This window comes from Actinomadura sp. NAK00032 (genome assembly GCF_013364275.1).
GTDB lineage: Bacteria > Actinomycetota > Actinomycetes > Streptosporangiales > Streptosporangiaceae > Spirillospora.
Genome location: NZ_CP054932.1, coordinates 3,688,872 through 3,713,105, shown reverse-complemented (window position 1 = coordinate 3,713,105; position 24,234 = coordinate 3,688,872). Strand labels below are relative to the sequence as shown.

Below are 24,234 nucleotides of genomic sequence, written 5' to 3'. Positions count from 1 at the left end.
ACCGAACGCCTCACTGGAACCGACCGCCCCGATATGAAGGATGCCGCTCGGGCGGTATGGGCCGAGCTCGCCGGTTTTCGGACGGGTTCCGGACCGTACCCTGGCGGTGGCAGGGCGCTGAGGCAAAGGAGCCGATGATGAACGATCCGGTGGCGACGGCCACGCACTCCGGGGTGCTGGAGGAGGTCGAGCGGCGGGTGCTGTGGCTGTCGACGGCCATCGTGCACCACGCCAACCGGGTCCGGCCCAACACCTCCGGGCTGAAGGTGGGCGGCCATCAGGCGTCGTCGGCGTCGATCGCGTCGATCATGACGGCGCTGTGGTTCGGCCGCCTCGGGCCAGACGACCGGGTCTCGGTCAAGCCGCACGCCTCCCCCGTGCTGCACGCGATCAACTACCTGCTCGGCGAGCTGGACGAGCGGTACCTGACGTCCCTGCGCGAGTTCGGCGGGCTGCAGAGCTACCCGAGCCGGACCAAGGACCCCGACCCCGTCGACTACTCCACCGGCTCGGTGGGCATCGGGGCGACCGCGCCGATCTGGGGCGCGGTCGCCCGCCGGTACGCCGACCGGGAGGCCGGCGGGACGCCCGCCGGCCGGCAGTACTCGCTGGTCGGCGACGCCGAGCTGGACGAGGGCGCGGTCTGGGAGGCGATCCTGGACCCGGGCGTCGCCGAACTCGGCGAGATCGTGTGGATCGTCGACCTCAACCGGCAGTCCCTGGACCGGGTCGTCCCGTACCTGGCCGCGCACCGGCTGAAGGGCATGTTCGGCGCCGCCGGCTGGCAGGTGCTGACGCTGAAGTACGGCCGGCTGCTGACCGAGCTGTTCGGCCGCCCCGGCGGCGACGAGTTGCGGGCCCGCATCGACGCGATGCCCAACCCGGAGTACCAGCGGCTGCTGCGCTGCGACGCCGCCGAGCTCCGCGACCGGCTCCCGGCCGGCGGCGAGGGCATCGCCCGGCTCGTCGCGACGCTGGACGACGCCACGCTCCTGGCGGCCCTGCGCAACCTGGGCGGCCACGACCTCGGCAGCCTGTCCGACGCGTTCGACGCGATCGACGACACCAGGCCGACCGTGATCTTCGCGTACACGGTCAAGGGGCACGGCCTGCCCAGCGAGGGGCATCCGCAGAACCACTCCTCGCTCCTGACCGCCGATGAGATCACCGGGCTCGCGGCCCGGTCGGGCGTCGACCCGGAGGCGCCGTGGGCGCGTTTCGAGGAAGGCTCGGCGGCGGCGCGGCTGTGCGCCGAGACCGCGGCCCGGCTGCGCCGGGCGCCCGCCGCGCCGCAGGCCCCGCCGCCGCTGCCGACCGACATCGGCCGGACCCCCAAGGGCACCGCGACCACCCAGGCCGCCCTGGGCAGGCTCCTGCTGGACCTCACCCGGGAGGCGCCCGACGCCGCGGCGCGGATCGTCACCGTGAGCCCGGACGTCAGCTCCAGCACCAACCTCGGCGGCTGGGTGAACAAGGTCGGCGTCTGGTCGACCTCCGAGCGCCGCGACTGGTTCGCCGACGACGGCGAGACGATCCTGCACTGGCGCGAGGGGCCGGCGGGCCAGCACATCGAGCTGGGCATCGCCGAGACCAACCTGGTCGGGCTGCTCGGCGAACTCGGCGCCACCTGGAGCCGCTGGAACCGCCCCCTGCTGCCGATCGGCGTGCTGTACGACCCGTTCGTCGGCCGCGCCCTCGAACCCTGGTCGTTCGGCATCTACGCCGGTGGCCAGTCGATCCTGATCGGCACCCCGTCCGGGGTCACGCTGGCCCCCGAGGGCGGCGCGCACCAGTCGGTCATCACCCCCTCGATCGGGGTCGAGCAGCCGGGGTGCCTCGCCTACGAGCCCGCGTTCGTCCTCGACACCGAGTGGGCGCTGCTGGCGAGCATGGCCCGCCTCGGCCGTCCGGATGGCGGCTCGGCCTACCTGCGGCTGTCGACCCGCCCGGTGGACCAGACGCTCGCCGCGGTGCCGGCCGACCCGGCGGCCCGGGAGCGCCGCCGCAGGCAGGTGATCGCCGGCGCCTACCCGCTGCGCCGCTCCGCCCGTCCCGCCGTCACCGTGGCGGCGATGGGCGCACTGGTCCCCGAGGCGCTCGCCGCCGCCGACCGCCTGGAGCAGGCCGGCGTCGGCACCGACGTCGTCTGCGTGACCAGCCCCGGCCTGCTCTTCCAGGCCGTCCGCTCCCGCCAGGGGCACGACGACGGGCCGAACTGGATCCTGGACCAGGCGTTCCCGGCCGCCCGCGCCACGCCGCTGGTCACCGTCCTGGACGGCCATCCCCACACGCTGGCCTTCCTCGCCGGGGTCAACAACGTCCCCTGCGCCACCCTCGGCGTCACCGGATTCGGGCAGTCCGGCTCGATCGACGACGTCTACCGCCACCACGGCATCGACACCGACTCGATCGTCCGGGCCGCCCTGGACCTGCACACCGAATAACGGGCAGCAGCGCATCCAGGACGCTTCGCGAGGTGGCCCGCATCCGGTTTCCCGTCGCCCTCCGGATCGGGCCGCCCTCGCGTCCGGTGACCGCTCGGCGGTCCCCGGCAGCGCCGCGAGTCTGCACGAGCCGCACGACGTCGCCGCGGAAGCGATCGTCATCGCGGGTCGCCGCCCTGCGCAGCCACCGCTTTCGACGAAGGGGCCCGCGTGCCGTGTCGTGGGGAACCGGTCAGTTGCAGGCGATCGCGCCGGTGCTGCGCTTGTAGTACGTGTTGTTGTACCTCACCATGCCCTGCGCCCAGATGCACTCGTTGGGGGCGTAGGTGTACACCGGTCCGGCGTAGTACTTGTAGGTGCTGCCCCAGCCGTCGTCATCCTCCCCGCCGCCGCGCCACTTGCCGATCAGCACCCAGGCGCCCTGGAGCTTGCCGTAGGTGAAGCCGCCCGACCGCGCGATCGCGCAGTTCTTGCGCGTCGTCGGGCTGTAGTAGACGTCGAGGTAGCCGTAGGCGGTGCCGCTGCCGTTGGAGTTGGGGGTGATGTGGTACGAGTGGAGCAGGTTGTAGCCGGAGCCGCACGCGCTCGCGGCGGCGGCGGGGGCGGCGGACACCGCGGAGAGGACACCGGTGGCGACGACGCCTCCGACGAGGGCGGCACCTACCGCGGAGCGCGGCTTCATCATCATCCCCTAACGTAAATGATCTTTGGGAACCGTAGCCCAGATCGACGACGTCCGGTAGACCGATGTGTCGGCGCGGAACCGCGACCGGACGGCGCAGGTGCGTCGAGACGGCTCAGAGCGTGAGGCAGGGGTCATGGACGAGTTCGACGTCGTTGTGGTGGGAGCCGGGCCGACCGGGGAGAACCTGGCCGAACGGGCGCACGCCGGCGGGCTGAGCGTGGCGATCGTCGAGAGCGAGCTGGTCGGCGGGGAGTGCTCGTACTGGGCGTGCATGCCCAGCAAGGCACTGCTGCGTCCGGCCGCCGCGCTGGCGGACGCCCGGCGACTGCCCGGCGCCCGCGAGGCGGCCGGCGGGCCCCTGGAGCCGGCGGCCGTCCTCGCCCGCCGGGACGAGTTCGCCTCCCACTGGAAGGACGACGGGCAGGTCGGCTGGCTGGAGGGGGCCGGGCTCGTGCTGGTGCGCGGCCGCGGGCGGCTGGACGGGGTCAAGCGCGTCGCCGTGGACACCCCGGACGGCGGGCGGCGGGTGCTGACGGCCCGGCACGCCGTCGCGGTGTGCACGGGCACCCGCGCGGCGCTGCCCGATCTGGCGGGCCTGGCCCAGGCCCGCCCCTGGACCAGCCGCGAGGCGACCTCGGCGGCGCGGGTGCCGGCGCGGCTCGCCGTGGTCGGCGGCGGCGTGGTGGCGTGCGAGATGGCCGCGGCCTGGCGGGCGCTCGGCAGCGAAGTGGTGCAGCTGGTGCGCGGCTCACGGCTGCTGGCGCGGATGGAGCCGTTCGCGGGGGAACTGGTGGCCGAGGGGCTGCGCGCGGCCGGGGTCGATGTGCGCTTCGGCGCGTCCGTCACCGGTGTCCGCCGCGACGGGCCGGTGACCCTCACCTTGGACGGCGGCGAGACGGTCACGGCGGAGGAGGTCCTGTTCGCCACCGGACGGACGCCGGCCACGGCCGGCCTCGGCCTGGAGACGGTCGGGCTGGCCGGCGGCCGCCCGATCGAGGTCGACTCCACCGGGCTGGCGGCCGGGGTCCCCGGCGAGTGGCTCTACGCGGCCGGGGACGTCAACGGACGGGCGCTGCTGACCCACCAGGGCAAGTACCAGGGCCGGATCTTCGGTGCCGTGATCGCCGACCGCGCCGCCGGGCGGACGCTCGACACCGCCGAGTGGGGACGCAGCGTGGCGACCGCGGACGAGCGGGCGGTGCCGCAGGTCGTCTTCACCGATCCCGAGGCGGCGGCCGTCGGGCTCACCCTGGAGGAGGCGACCCGCGCGGGACACCGGGTGCGGGCGGTCGACTACGCCATCGGCGACGTGGCCGGCGCCGCCCTGTACGCCGACGGCTACCGGGGACGCGCCCGCGCGGTGGTCGACCTGGACCGCGAGATCCTCCTCGGCGTCACCTTCGTCGGCGCGGGCGTGGCCGAACTCCTCCACTCGGCCACCATCGCCGTCACCGCCGAGGTCCCCCTCTCCCGCCTCTGGCACGCCGTCCCCGCCTACCCCACGATCAGCGAGATCTGGCTCCGCCTTCTGGAGACGTACCGCGGCTGAAGGCCACGTGTACAACGGGTCACTCCTCGCTCTCGCGCGGTACCGGGCGCGGAGCGGGAGTGCGCCCTGTCGGCGTCGCGGGCGATGGGCGGTGTGACGGTGCCGTACCGGCGCCGAGTGCCGCCGCCAGGGCGGCGACGATGGCCAGCACCAGGAACATGCGGGGGTAGCCGCCGAGTCCGGCGGCGATGGCGGCTCCGGCGAAGGGCGCCACGGCCGTGGCGGTGGTGATGGGAGCGGCGAGGATGCCCGACAGGGCGCCGTAGGACGCGGTGCCCCAGCGGTCGGAGACGGCGGTCGCCTGGAGCAGGGTGGCGATGCCGCGGGTCGTGCCGGCGAGGAAGGCGGCTGCGATGAGCAGTGTCACGGGTCCGGGGATGGCGGCGAGGGTCGCGGTGGTGGCGGCCGACAGCGCGAGGATCCAGACGGTCCGTGCGCGGACGCTGGTGCGCCGGACCAGGCCGCCGTAGCCGAGGCGTCCGGTGACCTGGCCGATCCCGCCGAGGCCGAGCGCCCAGGCGGCGGTGCCGCTGGAGGCACCGCGGGAGGTGAGCAGCGGGATGAGGTTGATCATCACCGCGTACATCGCGAACGCCGACAGGGTGAGCGCGGCGGCCAGCAGGAGGAACGGCCTGCTGCGCACGGTGGCCGGCGCCCCGGCCCCGGTCCGGTCGTTCGGGCGGCTTGGCTTGTCCGGTTCGGCCTGGGGTGGCGGGGGCCAGGGCCGGCGCAGGGCGAGCAGGTGCAGCGGGACGGTCACGACCGCCAGTACCACGGCCAGCGCCAGGTAGGCGCCGCGCCAGGTCAGGTGGGCCGACAGCGTGTCGGTGAGCGGCGCGAACACCGTGCTGGCCAGGCCCGCGACCAGCGTGAGGGTGGTCAGGGCGCCGAGGTGGTGCGGCGCGTGGTAGCGGGTGAGGGCGGCGAAGGCGGGCTGGTACAGCACGGCGGACATCGCGGCGCCGGCCAGCAGCCAGGCTCCGGTGAACGCCCACAGGGTGGGTGCGGTGGCCACGGCCAGGACGGCGAGCACGGCGAGCGCCGAGCCGCCGGTCATCAGGACGCGGGGGCCGTGCCGGTCCAGCGCACGGCCGACCGGGACGCCGGCCAGCGCGGCAACGATGAGCGAGGCGGAGAAGGCGGCCGTGATGGCCGCGGTGGACCAGCCGGTGTCGCGGGTGATGTCCTGTACGAGGACGGGGAAGGCGTAGTAGAGCACACCCCAGCTGGTGATCTCGGTCACGCAGAGGGCGACCAGCGGGACACGGGACACCGCGCCGGGGGTGCCACGGCTCATCAGGTCGTCGCCCCGTCAGGCATCACTGTGTTCGGCCTCGCCGGAGTGGCCGTGCACGCGCCCGGTCGCGAAACCCAGTCCGGCGGGTGCGCCGATACCGATGCTGACCGGCTCGGGGGCCGTGGGGCCGCAGCATGACCCGCCACCAGGCACGGACTGGCCGGCGCTCTGGTTGGCGGCGCCCGGCAGCAGGTCGTCGGTGACCAGGCTGGTGGAGCACACGCCGGTCTCGGGGAGGTCGAGGTGGACGGTGTCGGCGGCTTCGCGGTCGCCGGCGAGCGCGGCGGCGATGGAGCGGACCTGCTCGTACCCGGTGGCCATCAGGAAGGTGGGGGCGCGGCCGTAGCTCTTCATCCCGGCCAGGTAGAAGCCGGGCTCGGGGTGGGCGAGGTCGCGTTCCCCGTGCGGCGGGACGGTCCCGCAGCTGTGGAAGTTGGGGTCGATCAGCGGGGCGAGCCTGACCGGTGCCTCGGTGGCGGGGTCGAGTTCGACCCGCACTTCGCGCAGCATGTCCAGGTCGGGCCGGAACCCCGTCGCGGCGACCACGATGTCGGCCGCCAGGACGCGCGGGCCGTCCGGGGTCTGGCCGTTGACCTGGACGGCTGCGGCTTCATCGTCCGTTGTGGCGACGCCGGTGATGGTGAAGCCGCGGACCAGGTCGATCTCGCCGTTGTTCACGGCGGCCTTCAGGCGGGTGCCGAGCGCGCCGCGCGCGGGGAGGCCGTCTGCGTCGCCGCCGCCGTAGAGCCGGGCGACCGACGCGCCGCGCACGGCCCAGGTGACGCGGGTGCCGGGCTCGTTCTTGGCGAGTTCGGCCAGGGCGAGGAGGGTGTTGGCGGCCGAGTGCCCCATCCCGATTACCAGGGTGCGGCGGCCCGCGAAGCGGGACCGGTCGCGGCCCAGCACGTCCGGCAGCGGGCCGGTGATGTGGGCGGCTGCCTGGTCCTCGCCGGGCGCGGGCAGGCCGGAGTGGCCCAGCGGGTTGCCGCGGCCCCAGGTGCCGGACGCGTCGATGACCGCGCGGGCGGCGATGTCGTCCACGGCTCCGTCCGGGCCCACGGCGCGGACCAGCAGTGGACGCTCCTCGCGGCCGACGGTGCGGGTCACGTCCACGCCCTGGCGGGTCACGGCCACCACGCGGGTGCCGGTGCGGATCCGTCCGGCCAGCGCGGGAACCTTGGCGAGCGGCGCCAGGTAGTCGCGGACGAGCTCGGCGCCGGTCGGCAGCGCCTCGGGGTCGGGCAGCCGCCACCCGGTCGGTTCCAGAAGCCGCCGCGCGGCGGCGTCGGTGTCGTACCGCCACGGCGAGAACAGCCGGACGTGTCCCCACTCCGAGATCGCCGCGCCCACCTCTCCCCCGGCCTCGATCACGAGGAAGTCCTGATCGCGCTCGGCCAGGTGGGCGGCGGCGGCCAGCCCGACCGGTCCGGCGCCGATCACCACGACCGGCAGCCCGTCGAGCGGCCCCTGCTCGACGCAGCCGCAGCCGGCAGCGGTCTTGGCCTGCTGGACGGTGGCACCGGGGTCCACGGCCTGTTCGGCGTCGGTGCAGCACGCGCTGACACCGCAGCAGCTGCTTGCGCTGGCGGGCGCGTCCGGGGAGGCTGCCGGCTCCGGTCGTCCGGTCTCGTCGTTCACGCTGACTCCTTTGTCGGTTCGGTCATGGGTGTCGGGCGCCGAGGCGGGTGGTCAGAAGCGGGCGCGGTAGACGGCGGTCGTCACCCGACTCCTTGTTTAGATGCTTGTCTAAGCAGGCGCCAGTTTGCATCACTGGATAGATGGATGTCAAATTAGATGCATGTCTAAGATGCTGGAGCTTGAGGACGTGACCGACCCTGTTTGCTGCGCGCCATTGAGCGGTCCGGCGTTGAGCGATGCGGAGGCCGCCGAGCTGGCCAGGGTGTTCAAGGCGCTGTCCGACCCGGTGCGGTTGCGCCTGCTGAACATGATCGCCTCGGTGGACGGGGGCGAGGCGTGCGTGTGCGACCTGACGGGCGCGTTCGACCTCACCGCGCCGACGATCTCCCACCACCTGAAGGTGCTGCGCCAGACCGGGCTGATCGAGGGCGAGCGGCGCGGCACGTGGGTGTACTACCGGGTGGTGCCGGACAGACTGACCCGCCTGTCGGGCCTGTTCGCCCTGCCGGCCCTGGTCCCGGCCTGATTCCCACGCCGTCCCGCTCCGGGGCGGTCATCAAGTCGATGTCAGCGCGCCGCTGGGGGTGCGGGTCTGCTTGCGCAGCCGGGTGAGGACGTGCCGGGCGTCGGCGGCGACTCCGCGCAGGGTGGCCGAGGCGAACGAGCGCTGCCATTCCAGCCCCACGAATCCCAGGCCCGGATGGGTGGCCGAGACACCGCCGCGGTGGCGGGGCCGCCCGTCGCCGTCGAGCGCGCCCAGCGCGGCGAGATACTCCACGCCCGGCCGGAACCCGGTGGCCAGCAGCACCACGTCGACGTGCTCGCGGGTCCCGTCGCTCCAGAGGACCTGGTCCGCCTCCAGGCGGGTGAACATCGGGCGGCGGTCGGGGTGGCCGGTGGCGATGGCATCGCGGTAGGTGCCGGTGTCGAACACCGGGGTGCCCTTGCCGCCGGTCAGCAGCGGGCGCGCCCACCCTGCGGCGTCCAGCCCGGTGCGCTGCAACCAGATGTGCATGTCGACGCCCAGCACGCGCTGGGCCATGAAGCGGAGCGGGTGCCGGGTCGCCAGCGTGACGTCGGCGACGGCGGCCAACTCGATCGCGATCTGCACGGCCGAGTTCCCGCCTCCCACGACCACGACGCGCCGGCCGGTGAACGGTCCGGGACGGCGGTAGTCGGACGAGTGCAGCACCGTGCCGGGGAAGCCGTCCAGTCCCGGCAGGTCCGGGCGGTGGGGGCGGGCGAATCCGCCCGTCGCGGCGATCACCAGCGGCGCGGCGAAGACGTCGCCGCCCGCCGTGACGATCTCGAACCCGGCTCGTGCGCCATCCCCTGCAACCATGACCTCAGTGACCCGGTGACCGGTGCGGATGTCGGCGTCCAGATGGGCGGCGTAGTCGGTCAGGTAGGCCACGACCTCGTCCCGCGAGGGGTAGCCGTCCGGATCGCCGGGGAACTCCGCTCCGGGCAGGGCGCTGCGCCGGGCCGGGGAGAAGAGGGTGAGGCTGTCGTAGTAGTGCGGCCAGGACCCGGCCGTCTGGCCGGCCGCCTCCAGGACGATGGGCGCCAAGCCCAGGGACCGGGCGATGCGGGCGGTGGCCAGACCGGCCTGGCCGCCGCCGATGATGACCAACGATGCGGTGGTGGGCATGAGCGCGAACATATCAACATTTCATAAAATAATGAAGTGTTGATATGCGGCATAGGGTGGAGGGCACAGCGTCGGGAGGAGTCGGCAGCGATGGTCGAGCGGACGGCCGGGGCACCGGGCGGATGCGGGGCGGCGCCGGCCGCTCAGCTCGGTGCCGGAGCACGCGAGTTCCTCAAGGCACTGGCCAGCGAGCAGCGGCAGCAGATGCTCGAACTCTTCGCCGGCGGTATCGAACTCACCGTCGGCACGGTCGCCGAGCGGCTCGGGGTCGGCCAGTCCAACGCCTCCCAGCAACTCGCGCTGCTGCGCCGAGGCGGCCTCCTCACCTCGCGCAGGGACGGCAAGCAGGTCTTCTACCGCATCGACTCCGCCGCGGTCGACCGGTCACTCGCCGAACTCCGCGACTACCTGCGCACCTGCTGCCCACCCGGCGGCTGACCCCGTACTGGGCGCCCGGCTCCGGCCCGTCACCTCTTCGAGGACAGCTCGCCGACCAGGCCCTCGACGCGCCGGCGGATCTCGTCGCGGATCGGGCGGACGGCGTCGACGCCCTGCCCCGCGGGGTCGTCGAGGGTCCAGTCCAGGTAGCGCTTGCCGGGGAAGACCGGGCAGGTGTCACCGCATCCCATGGTGATGACCACATCGGAACCTTGGACGGCGCCGACGGTGAGGACCTTGGGGACCTCGGCGGAGATGTCGATGCCCTCCTCCGCCATCGCCTCGACCACCGCCGGGTTGACCTGGTCGGCGGGCGCGGACCCGGCGGAGCGCACCTCGATCCGGTCACCCGCCAGGTGGGTGAGGTAGGCGGCGGCCATCTGGGAGCGCCCCGCGTTGTGCACGCAGACGAACAGGACACTGGGCTTGGCAGAGCGAGCCGGAACGGACATCACTGTTCCTTCACCGTTGGATGCCGGGACGGTCGCCGGCGGCGAGCACGCCGTTGCCACCGCCCGTCGACGGGAACCGGTTCCGCAGCCACAGCGACACGTACACCAGCCCGACCAGGACCGGGACCTCGATCAGCGGCCCGACCACGCCCGACAGGGCCTGCCCGGAGGTGACGCCGAAGGTGCCGATGGCGACGGCGATGGCCAGTTCGAAGTTGTTGCCGGCGGCGGTGAAGGCGAGCGTCGCCGTGCGCGGGTAGGGCAGCCGGACGGCGCGGCCGAGGGCGAAGGACCCGCCCCACATGAGCGCGAAGTAGGCCAGCAGCGGCAGCGCGATACGGGCGACGTCGCCGGGCCGGCCGGTGATGGCGTCGCCTTGCAGGGCGAACAGGATGACGATGGTGAACAGCAGCCCGTACAGCGCGACGGGGCCGATCCGGGGCAGGAACCGCTCCTCGTACCAGGCGCGGCCGCGGGCGCCCTCCCCCAGGCGGCGGGTCAGGTAGCCGGCCGCCAGCGGGATGCCCAGGAACACCAGCACGTTCACCACGATCTTGCCGACGGAGAAGTCGACTTCGTCGGTCGCCAGGCCCAGCCAACCGGGCAGGACCTGCAGGTAGAACCAGCCGAGCGCGCCGAACGCGACGACCTGGAAGACGGAGTTGAGCGCGACCAGGACGGCGGCGGCCTCGCGGTCGCCGCAGGCCAGGTCGTTCCAGATGATGACCATCGCGATGCACCGGGCCAGCCCGACGATGATCAGGCCGGTGCGGTACTCGGGCAGGTCCGGCAGGAGGATCCAGGCCAGCGCGAACATCACCGCCGGGCCGATCACCCAGTTCAGCAGCAGCGAGGCCGCCATGAGGCGGCGGTCGCCGGTGACGGTGTCGAGCCGGTCGTAGCGGACCTTGGCCAGCACCGGGTACATCATCACCAGCAGGCCGAGCGCGATCGGCAGCGAGATCCCGCCGGCCTCGACCCGGGCCAGCGCGTCGTCCAGTCCGGGAACGGCGCGTCCCAGCCCGAGGCCGAGCACCATCGCCGCGATGATCCACACCGGCAGGAACCGGTCGAGGGTCGACAGCCCGGCGACAACCCCGGCCTCCTGCGGGCGCGTGGCGGCGCCGGTGTCCTGCGTGCTGGTCACGTGCACGGCCTCTTCCGCTGGTGAGCCTGGGCCTCGCGGGCGGCGGCTGCCAACTCGCCGAGTTCGGAAGCCAGGTGCTCCAGCGCCTCGGGGCGCAGCCGGTAGTAGGTGAACCGTCCGCAGGGCTCGGTGTCCACGAGCCCGGCTTGGCGCAGCGCCCGCAGGTGGTTGGAGATATTGGTCTGCTTGGCGCCGGTCTCCTCAACGAGGTGGCAGTTGCACAACGCCTCGACGGCCAGCAGCGACACGATCTGAGCACGCAGCGGGTCGGCCAGCAGCCTCAACACATCAGCCTGAACTGACATCATGCCTGAATGATACAAAAAGGGAGGGGCTGATCTGCGGGGAGCTGCACGTCACCGTCCTGGACGCCCGCCGGCTGACCGGTGTGAGCCGGACGGGGACACGTGGCGCGTCATCAAGGCGCCTACCAGGACGGCCGCCTCACCGACGACGCCACCATCCCGATGTTCGAATGGCACCCCACTCGGGCCTGAGCCGCGGCACCGCGGCGGCCGGCGCGGGAGCGGGCGATGGGCGCCGCCGGACGGGGGCGGTGCGGCGGGCGGGGCGCCAGGTGGCGACGAGGGCGGCGGCGAGCAGGAGCTCGGCGATGTCTCCGCCGTAGTACATGATCTCCGCGCCGCCGCGGACTTCGGCGATGGGGGCGTCCACGTCGGTGAGGAACCCGCCGTACATCAGCTGGGCGATGACGGCGTGCAGGGCGATGGCCGCGCCGAGGACGAGCAGCCGAGCGTTGACCCGGGGCCGTGAAGGCGCGGGATCGGGCCCGGCGATGACCCAGGCGAACAGGAACCCCGAGAGCACGAAGTGCGCGTGCATCAGCCAGTGCAGGGCCGGACGGGTGGTCGTGGCGTCGTACAGCGGGGTGAAGTACAGCACGGCCAGGCTGCCGGTACTGAGCGTCAGCGCGACGATGGGATGAGCCAAGAACGCCATCGGCCTGCTGCGCAGTGCGCCGGTCAGCTCCCGGGCCCGGTCGGTGGGCAGTGCGCGCAGGAGCACGGTGAGCGGAGCGCCCAGGACCAGGGCCAGCGGCGCGTACATTCCCAGCAGCATGTGCTGGAGCATGTGGCCGCGGAAGTCCTCATGCGCCAGTGGCGCGATCGGCGGTAGCAGCGCCACCGCCAACAGGGCGCATCCGGTCAGGAACATCGCCGTGCGCCACCGGTCCCGAGGACGGGCCCTGCCGGATCCGCGGTGCGCCAGCAGCAGGTAGGCGACCGCTAGGGCGGCCACGCCCGCCACGGCGAGGACGGTACCCCATCCCCCGCCGTCGTGGGCCGGCCCCGGGGGATGGTGCATCAAGCGCTCCACGGCCGGAAGGAGGCATCGGGCTCAGGGTCGAACGGGGTTCCGGTGCGCTGCACGAGCCATCCGGCGGCCACCAGCACGGCGCCCAGGAGAAGGAAGCCGACGTCCCACCAGATCTGGTGCGGGCCGCCGCGCACGTGGTGGATGCCGAGGATCTGGTGGTCGACGACGCCTTCGACGACGTTGAACAGCCCCCAGCCGACCAGCACCCATCCCCACAGCACCTGGGAGGTCCACACCCGGCGGCGCCGATGGGTGACCCGGGAGTACAAGATGGACAGCCCGGCCAGCACTGCCAGCCAGCACAGCACATGGAACAGGCCGTCCCACACCGTGTTCATCTCCAGCCCGGAGACCGTGTGCGGGTCGTAGTACTTCACCCCGATCCGGGCGGTGTCGGTGCTGCTGAGCATGTGGTGCCACTGCAGGAGCTGGTGCAGCAGGATCCCGTCGACGAAGCCGCCGAGGCCGATCCCCAGCGCGATACCGGGCAACTGCAGACTGGCCGGCCTGGCGTCGGCGCCGGCCCGGCCGGTGGCAGCGGTCATGGTTCATCCCTCCCAGGCGGCTGCTACCCGGCACCGATCTGGGTATTCGCTGGAGGATCCGCGGCGGTCGCGCACCGGCCGTCAGCCGGGCGTCTTCGCCGCCCGCGCCACCGGGCGCCGCCGGAGCCGCGCGCGTTGGTCACGACCAGTGCGGTGAGGATGAGCATCCCGCCGAGGACGATCCGCGCGTCGAGGCGCTCACCGAAGACGCTCAGGCCGATGACGGCCGCCCACACCGGCTCCAGGACCATGGTGATCGAGACCGTCGATGCCGGGAGGTGGGCTTGGGCCCAGGTCTGCCCGAGCAGTGCGATGCCTCCGGCGACGATCGCCAGGTAGAGGAAGGCCGGGACGTCGCGGGTCGCCGGCGGCTGCACCCCGTCGACGGACGCGACGGCGAGGAAGGCGAGTCCCATGGTCCCCAGTTGCACGACGGCGAGCGCGTAGGCGGTCCGCGCCTGCGACCAGCGTCCGAGGGCGAGGATGTGGACCGCGTACAGCAAGGCCGCGAAGAGCGTGAGCATCTCGCCCCAGCCGAGGGAGAACCCCCGCAGGGACATGGCCGCGACGCCTCCCGTGGCGAGGAGCGTCGCGGCGCTCACCCGGACGGACGGCGGCTTGCGCGCGAACACGCAGGCCAGTAGCGGCGTGAACACCACGTACATGGACACCACGAAGGCCGACACGGTCGGCGCGGTGTGCTGGAGCCCCACGAACTGGAGGTACTGGCCCGAGAAGTACGCGAGCCCGAGCCCGGCGCCCACGCCGGCCACGCGCCATCCCGCGCGCAGGACCGCCGCCGGGCGCACGAGCCCGACGACGAGCGCGGCCGTGAGGAACCGGAGCGCCAGGAAGTCCGGGACCGGCAGCCGGGTGAGCAGGTCCTTGGAGACGGGGAAGGTCGAGCCCCACACCGCGGTGACGGCCACGAGCACACCGGCCGCGAGCGCCAGGCGGGCGTCACGCCGGGCGGACACGGGCGGTCACAGCTGCAGCGCCTTGGTCTCCAGGAACTCCTCGATCCCCCAGCGGCCCAGTTCGCGGCCGTTCCCGGAGCGCCCGTAGCCGCCGAAGGGCGCGGCCGGGTTGAAGGCGCCGCCGTTGACGTCGACCTGGCCGGTGCGCAGGCGGCGGGCGACGGCGACCGCCGCGTCCCGGTCCGGCCCCCACACGGCGCCGGCCAGCCCGTAGGGCGTGCCGTTGGCGAGCGCGACCGCCTCCTCGACGCCGTCATAGGGCTGGACGGTCAGGACGGGCCCGAACACCTCCTCCTGGACGATCTCCGCGTCGGCCGCGACATCGGTGACGACGGTCGGGCGCACGTAGTGGCCGCGCGGCAGTCCCGCCGGGCGCTCCGCTCCCCCGGTGACGATCCGTGCGCCGGCGGCCCCGGCCCGCTCGACGAAGCCCGTGACGGTCCGCCGCTGCGGCGCCGACGCGACCGGCCCGAGGTCGGTCTCGGAGCGGGCCGGATCGCCCACGATCAGCGCGTCGGCGTGCGCGGCGGCGAGGCGCAGCGCCGGTTCGAGGTCCGCGCGCGGTACGAGGAGCCGGGTCCAGGCCGTGCAGGTCTGCCCGGAGTTGAGCATGGCCGCGTCGACGGACGCGCGCACGGCCGTTTCGAGGTCGGCCCCGGGGAGGACGACGCTCGCGGACTTGCCGCCCAGTTCGAGGCTGACGCGCTTGATCCCCGCGGCGGCGACGGCCGCGACGCGGGCGCCGACCCGGGTGGAGCCGGTGAAGGAGATCGCGTCCACGTCCGGGTGGCCCGCGAGGGCCTCCCCGACGACCCGCCCCGGCCCGGGGACCAGGTTGAAGACGCCCGGCGGGACGCCCGCCTCGTCGATCGCGTCGGTGAGCAGGTACGCCGACAGCGGCGTCAGCTCGGCCGGTTTGAGCACGACGGCGGCGCCGGCGGCGAGGGCACCGCCGATCTTGGCGAGGACCTGGTAGAAGGGGTAGTTCCACGGGGTGACGCAGGCGGCCACGCCGATGCCCTCGCGCAGGACGAGCGAGTTCCCGACGCGCTCCTCCCAGGCGAGGTCCCCGGCGGCGTCGAGGTAGGCGCGCAGGACGTCCAGCCCCGTGTCGATGTGCGCCTCCCGGGCCACGCGGAGGGGCGCGCCGAGTTCGGCGACGGTCGTCTCCACGAGCAGGTCGCGCCGGTGTTCGAGGGCGGTGTGGACGCGTCCGAGCACGGCCAGCCGCTCGTGCGGCGGCATGGCCGACCACGACGGGAAGGCCGCCGCCGCGGCGGACACGGCGGCCGCGGCGTCCTCGGCTCCGGCGTCGGCGGCGGTCCCGGTCACCGCTTCGGTCGCCGGGTTCTCGACCTCGATGGTCCGGCCGTGCGCCGTCGCGCGCCACCGGCCGCCGACGTACACCGCCGACCGGTCCCATTCGGGACGGCGGCCGGCCCGCCGGGCGCTCACGCGCGTGCCGAGGAGTCGGAGTAGACGGCCTTGCCGAGCCACTGGCCGCCGTCCACGGACAGGACGTCGCCGGTGATGTAGGCGGCGCGCCGGGGGTCGAGCAGGAACGCCGCCGACTCGGCCACCTCCTCCGGCGTGGTGAACCGGTTCGCGGGGACGCTGCCGAGCACGCGGCGGCGGTCCTCCTCGGTGGGCCACAGCGCGGCGCCGGCGCCCTCGGTCTCGGTGGGGCCCGGGGAGATGCAGTTGACCCGCACTCCGCGTCCGCCCCACTCGGAGGCGAGGGTGCGCGTCATCGCGAGGACGCCGCCCTTCGCCGCCGCGCTGTGGACGGTCCCGGGATGCCCGTGCCAGGCGTAGCTGGCGATGACGTTCAGGATCGCGCCCCGGCCCGCGGCGAGCATGTGGCGGCCCGCGGCGCGGGTGCCGTAGAACGTGCCGTTGAGGACGATGTCGACCACGGCGCGCCAGCCCCCGGGCGAGAGGTCCTCGGCCGGGCACACGAAGTTGCCCGCCGCGTTGTTCACCATCGCGTCGATGCGGCCGTGCTCGGCCGCGACGCCGTCGATCGCGGCCGTGAGCGCGTCGGCGTCGCGCACGTCGCAGGTCACGACCGCGGCCTCGGCGCCGAGGCCCTCGGCGATGCGGGCGGTCTCCGCCAGCGGCTCGGCCCGCCGGCCGATGACGACGACGGTCCCGCCCCCGGCGGCGTAGCGGACGGCGATGGCGCGCCCGATGCCCGAACCGCCGCCCGTGACGACGGCGACCTGCCCGGCGAACTCGGCGAGCGGTGACTTCTCGATCATGGTTTCCCTCACTGGTCGGTGGGCGGGGGCGGGGCCGGCGCGGCGGCGAGGACGAGGGCGTCGACGGCGATCGCGCCCTCGGGCCCGGCGCGCAGCGGGTTGACCTCGCATTCGGCGACGCGGGGGTCGTCCGCGATGAGCCGGGACACGGCCGCGACGCTCTCGGCGACCGCGTCGAGGTCGGCGGCCGGGCGGCCGCGGAACCCGGTGAGCAGGGGCAGCCCGGCGAGCGACGCGACGAGGCGGCGGGCCTCGGCCGCGCCGACGGGCGCGAGCGCGAGCGCGACGTCCCGGTACACCTCGGCCTGGACCCCGCCGATCCCGACGAGGACGACGGGTCCGAAGGCGTCGTCCCGGCGGGCGCCGACGATGAGTTCGACGACGTCGGCGCGGGCGTCCATCTCCTCCAGGACGTAGTCGCCCTCTCCCAGCCGGGCGGCCATGTCGGTGAGGGCGGCGCGCGCGGCGTCCGGGTCCGGCAGGCCGACCGCCACGCCGCCGACCTCCGTCTTGTGCTCCAGCCAGCCGGCCTTGAGGACGAAGGGCCCCGGCATGCTCCGCGCCGCCGCGGCGGCGTCCTGCGGGGTCCGGACCGCGACCGCGCGGGGGTAGCGCAGGCCCGCGCCGGCGAGGAGGTCGCGGCCCGCGAGGTAGGGCAGCGCCTCGCCGGCCTCGCCGGACGGCGCGGCGGGCGCGGCGCGCCGCGCGGCGTCCCCCGGCGGTCCGGAGCGGCCGAGTTCGACCGCGAGCCCGAGCGACCGCGCCACCGCGTCGATGGTGAACAGCGCGGGGACGGAGCGGGCGCGCAGCTCCCGCACCGCCTCCGAGTCGCGGCTCATGCTGTGCGCGAGCACCGGGCGGCCGTGCTCGGCGGCCGACAGCCCGAGCGACGCGGCCACCTCCAGCTCCCGCTCGACGAGCGTCGGGGTGTCGGCGCCGTAGCAGCCGAAGTACCCCGACAGGACGACCGCGTCCACCTCGCCGCTGCGCAGGAGCACGTCGACGACGCGGGCGTAGGTGTCGAGGTCCTGCTCGCCCGCGCCGGCGAGGTCGACGGGGTTGGCCGCCCCGGCGCCCTCGGGGAGCAGGGCGGCGACGGCGTCCCGCGTCCCGTCCGAGAGCGGCGCCACACTGAGGCGGTTGCGGGCCATCACGTCCGCGGCGATCGCGCCCTGGCCGCCGCTGTCGCTGACGATCGCGACGCGGTCCCCGGCGGGCAGCGGGCCGCCGGCCAGCAGGTGCGCGAGGTCGATCGCCTGCGCGGGGGTCTCCACGAGGACGGCTCCGGCCGCCCGGCAGGCCGCCGCGACGACGTCGGTCGAGGCGGTCAGCGCGCCGGTGTGCGACCGGGCCGCGGCCCGGCTCGCGTCGCTGGCGCCCACCGTGAGGACGATGACCCGCTTGCCCGCGGCGCGGAGCCGGGCCATGACGTCCACGAGGTCGCGTCCCGCGCCGAAGCTCTCCAGGTAGAGGACGACGGTCCGGGTCGCCTCGTGCGCCACGAGGTCGGCGAGCAGGTCGGCGGCGGTGACGTCGACCTGGTTGCCGACCGAGACGAACCGGGAGACGCCGAGGCCCGCGTGGGCCGCGAGCCCGGCGATCTCCAGGCCGAGCTGCCCGGACTGCGACACGATCGCGATGCCGCCCGGGACGAACGTGCCCCAGGCGAGCTCCAGCTCGGCATCCGCGTCGTACAGGCCGAGGCAGTTCGGCCCGACGATCCGGGCGCCGGCCCGGCGGATCCGGTCGGCGAGCCGGCGCTCCAGGCCGGGCTCGCCGTTGGCGAGGTCGATGTGGGCGGTGATCCCGAGGAACCCCTTGACGCCCAGGGCGAGCGCCTCGTCCACGACGGCGGGGATCGTCCGCGCCGGGGTGGTCAGGACGACCAGCTCCGGCACGGACGGCAGCTCGCCGAGCGACCGGGCCGACCGGACGCCCTCGATGGCGGCGCCCCTGGCGTTGACGAGGTGGACGTCGCGCCGGTGGGCGCCGCGCAGGGCGCCGCGGGCGATCCAGTGGCCCCACTTGGCGGGGTCGGGCGAGGCGCCGACGACGGCGACGGACTTCGGGTCGGAGAAGACCGACAGGGAGCCGCTCATCGCCCGGCCACGGCACGCGAGATGATGAGGCGCTGGATGTCGGAGGTGCCCTCCTCCAACTCCTCCAGCTTGGCGTCCCGCAGCCACTTCTCGACCATGAACTCCCGCGAGTAGCCCCAGCCGCCGTGCGTCATCAGCCCGGCGTCGGCCACCCACGTCGCGTTCTCCGACGCGGTCAGCTTCGCGACCGCCGAGGCCGCGGTGACCGGCGCGCCGGCGTCGTACAGCCGCGCCGCCCGCATGGTGACGAGGTGGGAGACGTCGGTCCGCGCGGCCATGTCGGCGAGGCGGAACGCGACGGCCTGGTGCTCGATGATCGGCTTGCCGAACTGGACCCGCTCCCGCGCGTACCGGACGGCGTCCTCCAGGACCGCGCGGGCCAGGCCCGTCGCGGCCGCGCCGATGAGGATCCGCGACGCGTCGAAGGTGTGCATGAGCCCGTAGAAGCCCTTGCCCTCCTCGCCGAGCCGGTTCTCGGCCGGGACGCGGACGTCCTCCAGGAAGACCTCCGCGTTCAGGGTGCCGCGCTGGCCGTACTTGCGCATGGGCGCGCCGACCGTGAGGCCCGCGCGGTCGCGCTCGACGACGAACGCGGTCACCCCGCGCGAGCGCAGGGCCGGGTCGACGGTGGCGAACACGACGAAGTACTGCGACAGGGGGGCGTTCGAGATCCACGTCTTGGACCCGTTGAGGACGTAGTGGTCGCCGTCGCGGACCGCGCGCGTCTGCAGCGCGGCGGCGTCGGACCCCACGCCGGGCTCGGTGACGGCGACGCTGGTCACCGGCGGCGTGGCGCCGGTGAGCGGGGTGATCCACTTGCGCTTCTGCTCGGCGCTGCCGAGGGACAGGATCGGGTCGGCGAAGAACGAGCCGGAGGTGAGGAAGTTGGCGATGCCGATGTCGCCGTGGCACAGCTCCTGCTGGACGAGGCACTGGGTCACGAGGTCGGTCACGCCGCCGCCCCCGTACTCGGCGGGCAGCATGTAGGCCGCGAGCCCGATCTCGGCGGCCTTGGCCCACAGGTCCATGGGGGCCTCGGTGTCCGCCTCGTCGACGGCGCGCGAGCGGGGGCGGATCTCGTTGCGGGCGAAGTCGCGGGCGAGCGTGACGAACTCGCGCTGTTCGTCGCTCAGCTCGATCCCGTCGGTGAGGTCGTAGGACATGGAGGGGCTCCCGATGAAAATTAACTGACCCGTCAGTTATGTTTGTGTGATCGTGGGGCAGGGCGCAACAGGCTGTCAAGGGGGTGCGCACGGCCGGGCCGTGCGGGGGGCCTCCGGGCGGCGGGCGTCCGGAGGCGGGCGGGGCCCGCTCAGCCGATGGCGGCCTGGGCGGGCTCGGCGGACATCGTCGCGAGCAGGTGGTCGCAGACGCTCCGCATCCGCTCGATCGTCATGTGCCGGGACCCGGCGAGGGCCTGGATCGCGAGGCCGTCGATCATGCTGACCAGCGCGTTGGCGAGCAGCACGCGGTCCCCCTGGACGATCAGCCCCTCGGTCTGCCCGGCACGGATGATCTCGGCGATCACGCTGCGCCACTCGCCGTAGATCCGCTCGTTGAGCTCGCGCAGGTCGGGGTCGTGCAGCGCCTCGACCCAGGTCTCGGCCCAGACGCGCCAGGCGGCCGCGGTCTCCTCGTCGTGCGGGAGGTAGGAGTCGACGAACGCGCGCAGCCGCTCCCTGGCGTTGGGATGGCGGTCCAGGATCTGCTTGCGGCGCTCCAGCGAACGGGTGAAGTTGTACTCGAACGCGGCGTGCACGAGGTCGCGCTTCGTCTCGAAGTAGTAGTGGACGGAGCCGGTACTGAGTTTGGCGCGCCTGGCCACGTCGGTCACGCGCAGCGCCTTGTACCCCCGCTCGCTGACGACCTCGCAGGCCGCCCGCAGGATCTGGTCGCGGCGCTCCGCTACGACGCTCGGTCGTGGCATCCGTTCTCACCTCGTGTGCTGTGGATGGTCAGGTTGTCAGACGGCCGTGGCTCAGTCCAGCGCCGCTCGCGGCCGCCCGCCCGGCCCTCTCGGACGCCCCTCCAGGACGGCGGAGACGGGCCGGCCGCGGGCATGCCACTCGACGACGTTCCGGGCCTGTTCGAGAACGTAGTCAAGGGTGCTGGCCGCCGACAGGTACGCGGCGTGCGGCGTGACGAGCACCCGGGGATGGCGGACGAGCGGGTCGTCCGGCTCGGGCGGCTCCCGCGGCAGCACGTCGAGGGCGGCGCCCGACAGGCGGCCCTCGTCCAGGCACCGCAGCAGCGCGCCGTGGTCGACCAGGCCCGCGCGCGACACGTTCACGAGCGCCGCGCCGTCGCGCATCAGGCCGAGCCGCCGGGCGTCCAGCAGGCCGCGGGTGGCGGCGGTCAGGGGCAGGTGCAGGCTGACGACGTCGCTGCACGCCAGCAACGCGTCGAGCGCCAGCGGCTCGACGCCGTCCACGGCGGCGGCGACGGGGTCGTGCCCGACGACGCGGCCGGCGAGCGGGCGGACGAAGCCGGCGTAGCGGCGGCCGATCCGCCCGAGGCCGACGACGCCGACGGTCGTCTCCGAGAGCCGCCGCAGGCCGTGCCGCGTCGCGTCCCACACCCCAGCGCGGACGTCGCGGTCCAGCCGGGGCAGCCCGCGCAGGAGGGCGAGCGTCATGGCGAGCGCGTGGGACGCGACCTCCTCGGTCGCGGCTCCCGGAACGTTGGCGACCCAGACACCGCGCTCGCGGCAGGCGTCGAGGTCGACCATGTCGTAGCCGACCGACTGCGTCGCGACCATGCCCACGCCGGGAAGCGCGTCCAGGAGCGGTCGGCCGACCTCGGCGTAGCCGAGCAGCAGCGCGTCCGCGTCCGCGGCGGCGGCGACGATGTCCTCGGGCGCGGGCGTGCGGGCGAACCGGACCGCGAAGCCGGCACGCTCCAGCAGCTCGACGCCGGGGCCCGGGTCCGTGTCGACCACGTCGGTGTAGACGGCGACGGGCTTCGTCATGCCATCCCCTCCGCCGCGCGGCTCTCCTCGCGGACGTGGATGAGCGTGGGCCGGTCGGCGTCCAGGGCGGCCTTGATCTCGCCCGTCAGCTCGGCGGCGTCGCCGACCCGGACGCCGCGGCAGCCCAGCGAGCGGGCGAGCGCGGGGAAGTCGGGCCGGCCGAGGGCCACGGCGTGGACCGGCTCGTCCCGGTCCGCCATCTCGTTGCGGATCTCGCCGTAGCCGCCGTTGTCGACGACGACGACGGGCAGCGCGATCCCGAGCTCGGCCGCACCGGCCAGCTCGGCGACGGTGAACATCGTGCCGCCGTCGCCCTGGAGGACGAGCACGGCGGTGTCCGGGTGGGCGGTCTTGGCGCCGATGCCCGCGGGGAGGCCGAAGCCGAGCGTGCCGCCCCCGGTCGGGTAGAGGAAGGCGCCCGGCCGGTAGAGGGGCAGGTTCGACAGCGCGCCGTAGTAGCAGGCCATCGCGCTGTCGGACGCCACGATCGCGTCGCGGGGCAGCGCCTCCGCGATCGCGGACACGATCCGCAGCCAGGGCGCGCCCTCGTCGCGCGCGGCCGCCCGGTGCAGGCCGCGCCACCGCGCCGCCCGCTTCGCCCCGTACGCCGGAACGTCCGCCGGAACGTCCGCCGGTTCCGGGACGTCGAGCCGCTCCAGCAGGGCACGGAGCGCGAGCGCGGCGTCCCCCACGAGGGAGACCGCCGGGATCACGTTGGTGACGATCTGCGCCGGGTCGATGTCGACGCGCAGCACCTTGCCGGACAGGTCGGGCAGCCCGATCCACCAGTCGGACGGGGCGAACTCGGTGCCCACCGCGATGACGAGGTCGCTGTCGTCCATCAGCTCCAGGACGCACGGGTGCTGGAGCCCGGCGCCGACGAAGAGCGGGTGGTCCTCCGGGACGATGCCCTTGCCGTTGGCGGTGGACACGATCGGGGCGCCGGCCGCCTCCGCCAGGGAGACCGCCTCGCCGGCGGCCCGCGCCGCTCCCCCGCCGACGACGAGCACCGGCCGCCGCGCGGCGGCGCACGCCGCCGCACCCGCCTCGACCGCCTCCGCCGCGGGAGTGCGCGCCGCGGCCGGGACGGGACCGGGCACGGTGACGTCCGCCCGCTCTTCGAGCAGGTCGAGCGGGATCTCCAGATGGACCGGGCGGGGGCGTCCCGAGGACAGGTCGGTCCACGCCTGGGCCACGGCGAGCGGGATCTCCTCGACGCTCGTCACCCGGTGGCTCCGGCCGAGCACGGCCGCCATGGCGGCGCTCTGGTCCCTGATCTCGTGGAGGAGGCCGTTGCCCCGGCCCGGGTGGCGCAGCGGCATCCCGGGCGACACGAACAGGACCGGCACCGAGTCCGAGTAGGCCTGCGCGGCGGCCGCCGCCGCGTTGAGGATCGCCGGGCCGGTCGTGGTCAGGCAGACGCCCGGCCGTCCGGACGACCGCGCGTACCCGTCCGCGGCGTAGCCCGCGCCCTGCTCGTGGCGCGGCGAGACGTGCCGGATCCCGTGCCGCGCCATGGCGGCGTAGACCGTGAGGTTGTGCGTCCCGGGGATCCCGAAGACCGTGTCCGCGCCGTGCGCGGCCAGCGCGGCGACGAGTGCCTCGCCGCCCGTCATGCTCGCCATGCTGCTCACTCCTTCCGGATCAGTCGAGGACACAGGCGTCACGGACGTCCCAGTAGGCGTTCACCCGCGCTCCGGGGGCCACCCCGTCCGGGGTCCGGGGGACCTCGGTGCTCGCGACCAGCCGCCGCCCGGCGTCCGTGCGCAGCTGGACGGTGCGGCTGCTGCCGAGGTAGATGCAGTCCTCCACGATCGCCTCGACACGGTCCATCGTGTCAGGGACGGGGGCGTCCGCGAGGGCGATGCCGAGACGTTCCGGCCGGACCATCAGCGACGCGCCGCCCTCGTCCGCGGGCCCGTCGAGCCGGTAGCTCCGGCCGCTGTCCTCGTCGACGAAGCTCCCGCCCCGGACGGTGCCGGTGAAGACGTTCGAGGCCCCGACGAACTCGGCGCTGTAGCGGCTGTTCGGCTCGGCGTAGAGCTGCTCGGGCGTGCCGAGCTGGACGATGCGCCCGTCGCGCAGCAGGGCGATGCGGTCGGACATGGTCAGCGCCTCGTCCTGGTCGTGCGTGACGAAGACGAAGGTGATGCCCATCTCCTTGTGGAGCCGCCGGATCTCCAGCTGGAGCTGCTCGCGGAGCAGCTTGTCGAGGGCGCCGAGGGGCTCGTCCATGAGCAGGACGCGGGGCCGGAAGACGATGGCCCGCGCGAGGGCGACGCGCTGCTGCTGGCCGCCCGACAGCTCGGCCGGGCGCCGTCCGCCGAGGTGGCCGAGCTCGACCAGGTCGAGGGTCTCGGCCACCCGCCGCCGGATCTCCGCCTTGGCGGTCTTCTGCCGCTTGAGGGGGAACGCGACGTTGTCGGCGACCGACATGTGCGGGAAGAGCGCGTAGTGCTGGAACACCATCCCGAAGCCGCGCCTGTGCGGCGGCAGGGAGGTGATGTCGCGGCCGTCCACCTCGACGGTCCCGGCCGTGGGGCGGGTGAAGCCGGCGACGATGTTCAGCAGCGTCGACTTGCCGGAGCCGGACGCGCCGAGCAGGGTCAGGAACTCGCCGGCGCGGACGTCGAGGTCGACGGACTCCAGCACGGTGTTGTCGCCGTACTCCTTGCTCACTGCGCCGATGGAGATCGGGGCGCCGGTCGACGCCGGGGCCGGCGTCGTCTCTAGGGCTGCGGTCAT

22 protein-coding genes are annotated in these 24,234 nt (G+C 74.2%); 4 read left to right on the top strand and 18 right to left on the bottom strand.

What is annotated here, in order from left to right; genetic code table 11:
- The first annotated feature begins 134 nt into the window (after positions 1-134).
- Positions 135-2,444: a pyruvate dehydrogenase gene (locus HUT06_RS17420; protein WP_217711325.1), complete on the top strand. Its 2,310-nt coding sequence runs from the start codon at positions 135-137 to the stop codon at positions 2,442-2,444.
- A 232-nt stretch (positions 2,445-2,676) separates the two neighbouring features.
- Here HUT06_RS17420 and HUT06_RS17415 read toward each other — a convergent pair whose 3' ends face one another.
- Positions 2,677-3,132, bottom strand: a complete 456-nt coding sequence (locus HUT06_RS17415; RefSeq protein ID WP_176196701.1) for a hypothetical protein — start codon at positions 3,130-3,132, stop codon at positions 2,677-2,679.
- A 130-nt stretch (positions 3,133-3,262) separates the two neighbouring features.
- Here HUT06_RS17415 and HUT06_RS17410 point away from each other — a divergent pair, with 130 nt between their 5' ends.
- A complete protein-coding gene (locus tag HUT06_RS17410) occupies positions 3,263-4,678 on the top strand; it encodes an NAD(P)/FAD-dependent oxidoreductase (protein WP_176196700.1) in 1,416 nt (471 codons plus the stop codon).
- 19 nt (positions 4,679-4,697) lie between these two features.
- On the opposite strand, the gene HUT06_RS17405 is transcribed toward HUT06_RS17410, so the two are convergent.
- Together HUT06_RS17405 and HUT06_RS17400 are read right to left on the bottom strand one after the other, a co-directional pair.
- Positions 4,698-5,975: an MFS transporter gene (locus HUT06_RS17405; RefSeq protein WP_176196699.1), complete on the bottom strand. Its 1,278-nt coding sequence runs from the start codon at positions 5,973-5,975 to the stop codon at positions 4,698-4,700.
- Between the two features lie 15 nt (positions 5,976-5,990).
- Positions 5,991-7,613 carry an FAD-dependent oxidoreductase gene (locus tag HUT06_RS17400; protein WP_254715233.1) on the bottom strand — a complete coding sequence of 541 codons (1,623 nt, stop codon included), beginning with the start codon at positions 7,611-7,613 and terminating at the stop codon, positions 5,991-5,993.
- A gap of 169 nt (positions 7,614-7,782) precedes the next feature.
- On the opposite strand from HUT06_RS17400, the gene HUT06_RS17395 reads away from it, so the two are divergent.
- Positions 7,783-8,139 (top strand): metalloregulator ArsR/SmtB family transcription factor, encoded by a 357-nt coding sequence (locus HUT06_RS17395; protein ID WP_217711764.1) that lies wholly within the window; start codon positions 7,783-7,785, stop codon positions 8,137-8,139.
- Positions 8,140-8,169: 30 nt separating this feature from the next.
- Here the strand turns inward: HUT06_RS17395 and HUT06_RS17390 are convergent, their stop codons facing one another.
- Complete coding sequence (locus tag HUT06_RS17390) at positions 8,170-9,264, bottom strand: NAD(P)/FAD-dependent oxidoreductase (protein ID WP_176196697.1); 1,095 nt, start codon at positions 9,262-9,264, stop codon at positions 8,170-8,172.
- 90 nt (positions 9,265-9,354) lie between these two features.
- On the opposite strand from HUT06_RS17390, the gene HUT06_RS17385 reads away from it, so the two are divergent.
- Positions 9,355-9,702: a helix-turn-helix transcriptional regulator gene (locus HUT06_RS17385; protein WP_176196696.1), complete on the top strand. Its 348-nt coding sequence runs from the start codon at positions 9,355-9,357 to the stop codon at positions 9,700-9,702.
- 29 nt (positions 9,703-9,731) lie between these two features.
- On the opposite strand, the gene HUT06_RS17380 is transcribed toward HUT06_RS17385, so the two are convergent.
- The 14 genes from HUT06_RS17380 to HUT06_RS17315 form a co-directional block, all read right to left on the bottom strand.
- Positions 9,732-10,154, bottom strand: a complete 423-nt coding sequence (locus HUT06_RS17380; RefSeq protein WP_176196695.1) for an arsenate reductase ArsC — start codon at positions 10,152-10,154, stop codon at positions 9,732-9,734.
- 10 nt (positions 10,155-10,164) lie between these two features.
- Entirely contained in the window at positions 10,165-11,238 is a 1,074-nt protein-coding gene (gene arsB, locus HUT06_RS17375) for an ACR3 family arsenite efflux transporter (RefSeq protein ID WP_302931883.1), read from the bottom strand.
- A gap of 59 nt (positions 11,239-11,297) precedes the next feature.
- Positions 11,298-11,609: a helix-turn-helix transcriptional regulator gene (locus HUT06_RS17370; RefSeq protein ID WP_176196693.1), complete on the bottom strand. Its 312-nt coding sequence runs from the start codon at positions 11,607-11,609 to the stop codon at positions 11,298-11,300.
- Positions 11,610-11,745: 136 nt separating this feature from the next.
- Complete coding sequence (locus HUT06_RS17365; RefSeq protein WP_176196692.1) at positions 11,746-12,627, bottom strand: cytochrome c oxidase assembly protein; 882 nt, start codon at positions 12,625-12,627, stop codon at positions 11,746-11,748.
- Positions 12,627-13,184: a DUF2243 domain-containing protein gene (locus tag HUT06_RS17360; protein WP_176196691.1), complete on the bottom strand. Its 558-nt coding sequence runs from the start codon at positions 13,182-13,184 to the stop codon at positions 12,627-12,629. Before HUT06_RS17360 ends, HUT06_RS17365 begins: the two co-directional genes overlap by 1 nt.
- A gap of 23 nt (positions 13,185-13,207) precedes the next feature.
- Positions 13,208-14,161: a DMT family transporter gene (locus HUT06_RS17355; protein WP_176196690.1), complete on the bottom strand. Its 954-nt coding sequence runs from the start codon at positions 14,159-14,161 to the stop codon at positions 13,208-13,210.
- 6 nt (positions 14,162-14,167) lie between these two features.
- Positions 14,168-15,616: an aldehyde dehydrogenase family protein gene (locus HUT06_RS17350; RefSeq protein WP_176196689.1), complete on the bottom strand. Its 1,449-nt coding sequence runs from the start codon at positions 15,614-15,616 to the stop codon at positions 14,168-14,170.
- Positions 15,613-16,422, bottom strand: a complete 810-nt coding sequence (locus HUT06_RS17345; RefSeq protein ID WP_176196688.1) for an SDR family oxidoreductase — start codon at positions 16,420-16,422, stop codon at positions 15,613-15,615. The genes HUT06_RS17350 and HUT06_RS17345 overlap by 4 nt, the downstream gene beginning before the upstream one ends.
- 8 nt (positions 16,423-16,430) lie before the next feature.
- Complete coding sequence (locus HUT06_RS17340; RefSeq protein WP_176196687.1) at positions 16,431-18,521, bottom strand: acetate--CoA ligase family protein; 2,091 nt, start codon at positions 18,519-18,521, stop codon at positions 16,431-16,433.
- Positions 18,518-19,684 carry an acyl-CoA dehydrogenase family protein gene (locus tag HUT06_RS17335; RefSeq protein WP_176196686.1) on the bottom strand — a complete coding sequence of 389 codons (1,167 nt, stop codon included), beginning with the start codon at positions 19,682-19,684 and terminating at the stop codon, positions 18,518-18,520. The genes HUT06_RS17340 and HUT06_RS17335 overlap by 4 nt, the downstream gene beginning before the upstream one ends.
- 149 nt (positions 19,685-19,833) lie before the next feature.
- Positions 19,834-20,448, bottom strand: coding sequence for a TetR/AcrR family transcriptional regulator (locus tag HUT06_RS17330; protein ID WP_176196685.1), 615 nt, complete (start codon positions 20,446-20,448; stop codon positions 19,834-19,836).
- A gap of 51 nt (positions 20,449-20,499) precedes the next feature.
- Positions 20,500-21,489, bottom strand: a complete 990-nt coding sequence (locus tag HUT06_RS17325) for a C-terminal binding protein (protein ID WP_176196684.1) — start codon at positions 21,487-21,489, stop codon at positions 20,500-20,502.
- Positions 21,486-23,114, bottom strand: a complete 1,629-nt coding sequence (locus HUT06_RS17320; RefSeq protein WP_176196683.1) for a 5-guanidino-2-oxopentanoate decarboxylase — start codon at positions 23,112-23,114, stop codon at positions 21,486-21,488. Before HUT06_RS17320 ends, HUT06_RS17325 begins: the two co-directional genes overlap by 4 nt.
- A gap of 19 nt (positions 23,115-23,133) precedes the next feature.
- Positions 23,134-24,234 carry an ABC transporter ATP-binding protein gene (locus HUT06_RS17315; RefSeq protein WP_176196682.1) on the bottom strand — a complete coding sequence of 367 codons (1,101 nt, stop codon included), beginning with the start codon at positions 24,232-24,234 and terminating at the stop codon, positions 23,134-23,136.

Excerpts from the sequence above, each read along its gene's own strand:
- HUT06_RS17410 (WP_176196700.1), top strand. The coding sequence starts at position 3,263 with ATGGACGAGTTCGACGTCGTTGTGGTGGGAGCCGGGCCGACCGGGGAG.
- HUT06_RS17420 (WP_217711325.1), top strand. The coding sequence starts at position 135 with ATGATGAACGATCCGGTGGCGACGGCCACGCACTCCGGGGTGCTGGAG.
- HUT06_RS17405 (WP_176196699.1), bottom strand. The coding sequence starts at position 5,975 with ATGAGCCGTGGCACCCCCGGCGCGGTGTCCCGTGTCCCGCTGGTCGCC.
- HUT06_RS17370 (WP_176196693.1), bottom strand. The coding sequence starts at position 11,609 with ATGATGTCAGTTCAGGCTGATGTGTTGAGGCTGCTGGCCGACCCGCTG.
- HUT06_RS17320 (WP_176196683.1), bottom strand. The coding sequence starts at position 23,114 with ATGGCGAGCATGACGGGCGGCGAGGCACTCGTCGCCGCGCTGGCCGCG.
- HUT06_RS17380 (WP_176196695.1), bottom strand. The coding sequence starts at position 10,154 with ATGTCCGTTCCGGCTCGCTCTGCCAAGCCCAGTGTCCTGTTCGTCTGC.
- HUT06_RS17390 (WP_176196697.1), bottom strand. The coding sequence starts at position 9,264 with ATGCCCACCACCGCATCGTTGGTCATCATCGGCGGCGGCCAGGCCGGT.
- HUT06_RS17340 (WP_176196687.1), bottom strand. The coding sequence starts at position 18,521 with ATGAGCGGCTCCCTGTCGGTCTTCTCCGACCCGAAGTCCGTCGCCGTC.
- HUT06_RS17345 (WP_176196688.1), bottom strand. The coding sequence starts at position 16,422 with ATGATCGAGAAGTCACCGCTCGCCGAGTTCGCCGGGCAGGTCGCCGTC.
- HUT06_RS17385 (WP_176196696.1), top strand. The coding sequence starts at position 9,355 with ATGGTCGAGCGGACGGCCGGGGCACCGGGCGGATGCGGGGCGGCGCCG.
- HUT06_RS17335 (WP_176196686.1), bottom strand. The coding sequence starts at position 19,684 with ATGTCCTACGACCTCACCGACGGGATCGAGCTGAGCGACGAACAGCGC.
- HUT06_RS17395 (WP_217711764.1), top strand. The coding sequence starts at position 7,783 with ATGCTGGAGCTTGAGGACGTGACCGACCCTGTTTGCTGCGCGCCATTG.
- HUT06_RS17415 (WP_176196701.1), bottom strand. The coding sequence starts at position 3,132 with ATGATGATGAAGCCGCGCTCCGCGGTAGGTGCCGCCCTCGTCGGAGGC.
- HUT06_RS17365 (WP_176196692.1), bottom strand. The coding sequence starts at position 12,627 with ATGCACCATCCCCCGGGGCCGGCCCACGACGGCGGGGGATGGGGTACC.
- HUT06_RS17315 (WP_176196682.1), bottom strand. The coding sequence starts at position 24,234 with ATGACCGCAGCCCTAGAGACGACGCCGGCCCCGGCGTCGACCGGCGCC.
- HUT06_RS17330 (WP_176196685.1), bottom strand. The coding sequence starts at position 20,448 with ATGCCACGACCGAGCGTCGTAGCGGAGCGCCGCGACCAGATCCTGCGG.
- HUT06_RS17325 (WP_176196684.1), bottom strand. The coding sequence starts at position 21,489 with ATGACGAAGCCCGTCGCCGTCTACACCGACGTGGTCGACACGGACCCG.
- HUT06_RS17360 (WP_176196691.1), bottom strand. The coding sequence starts at position 13,184 with ATGACCGCTGCCACCGGCCGGGCCGGCGCCGACGCCAGGCCGGCCAGT.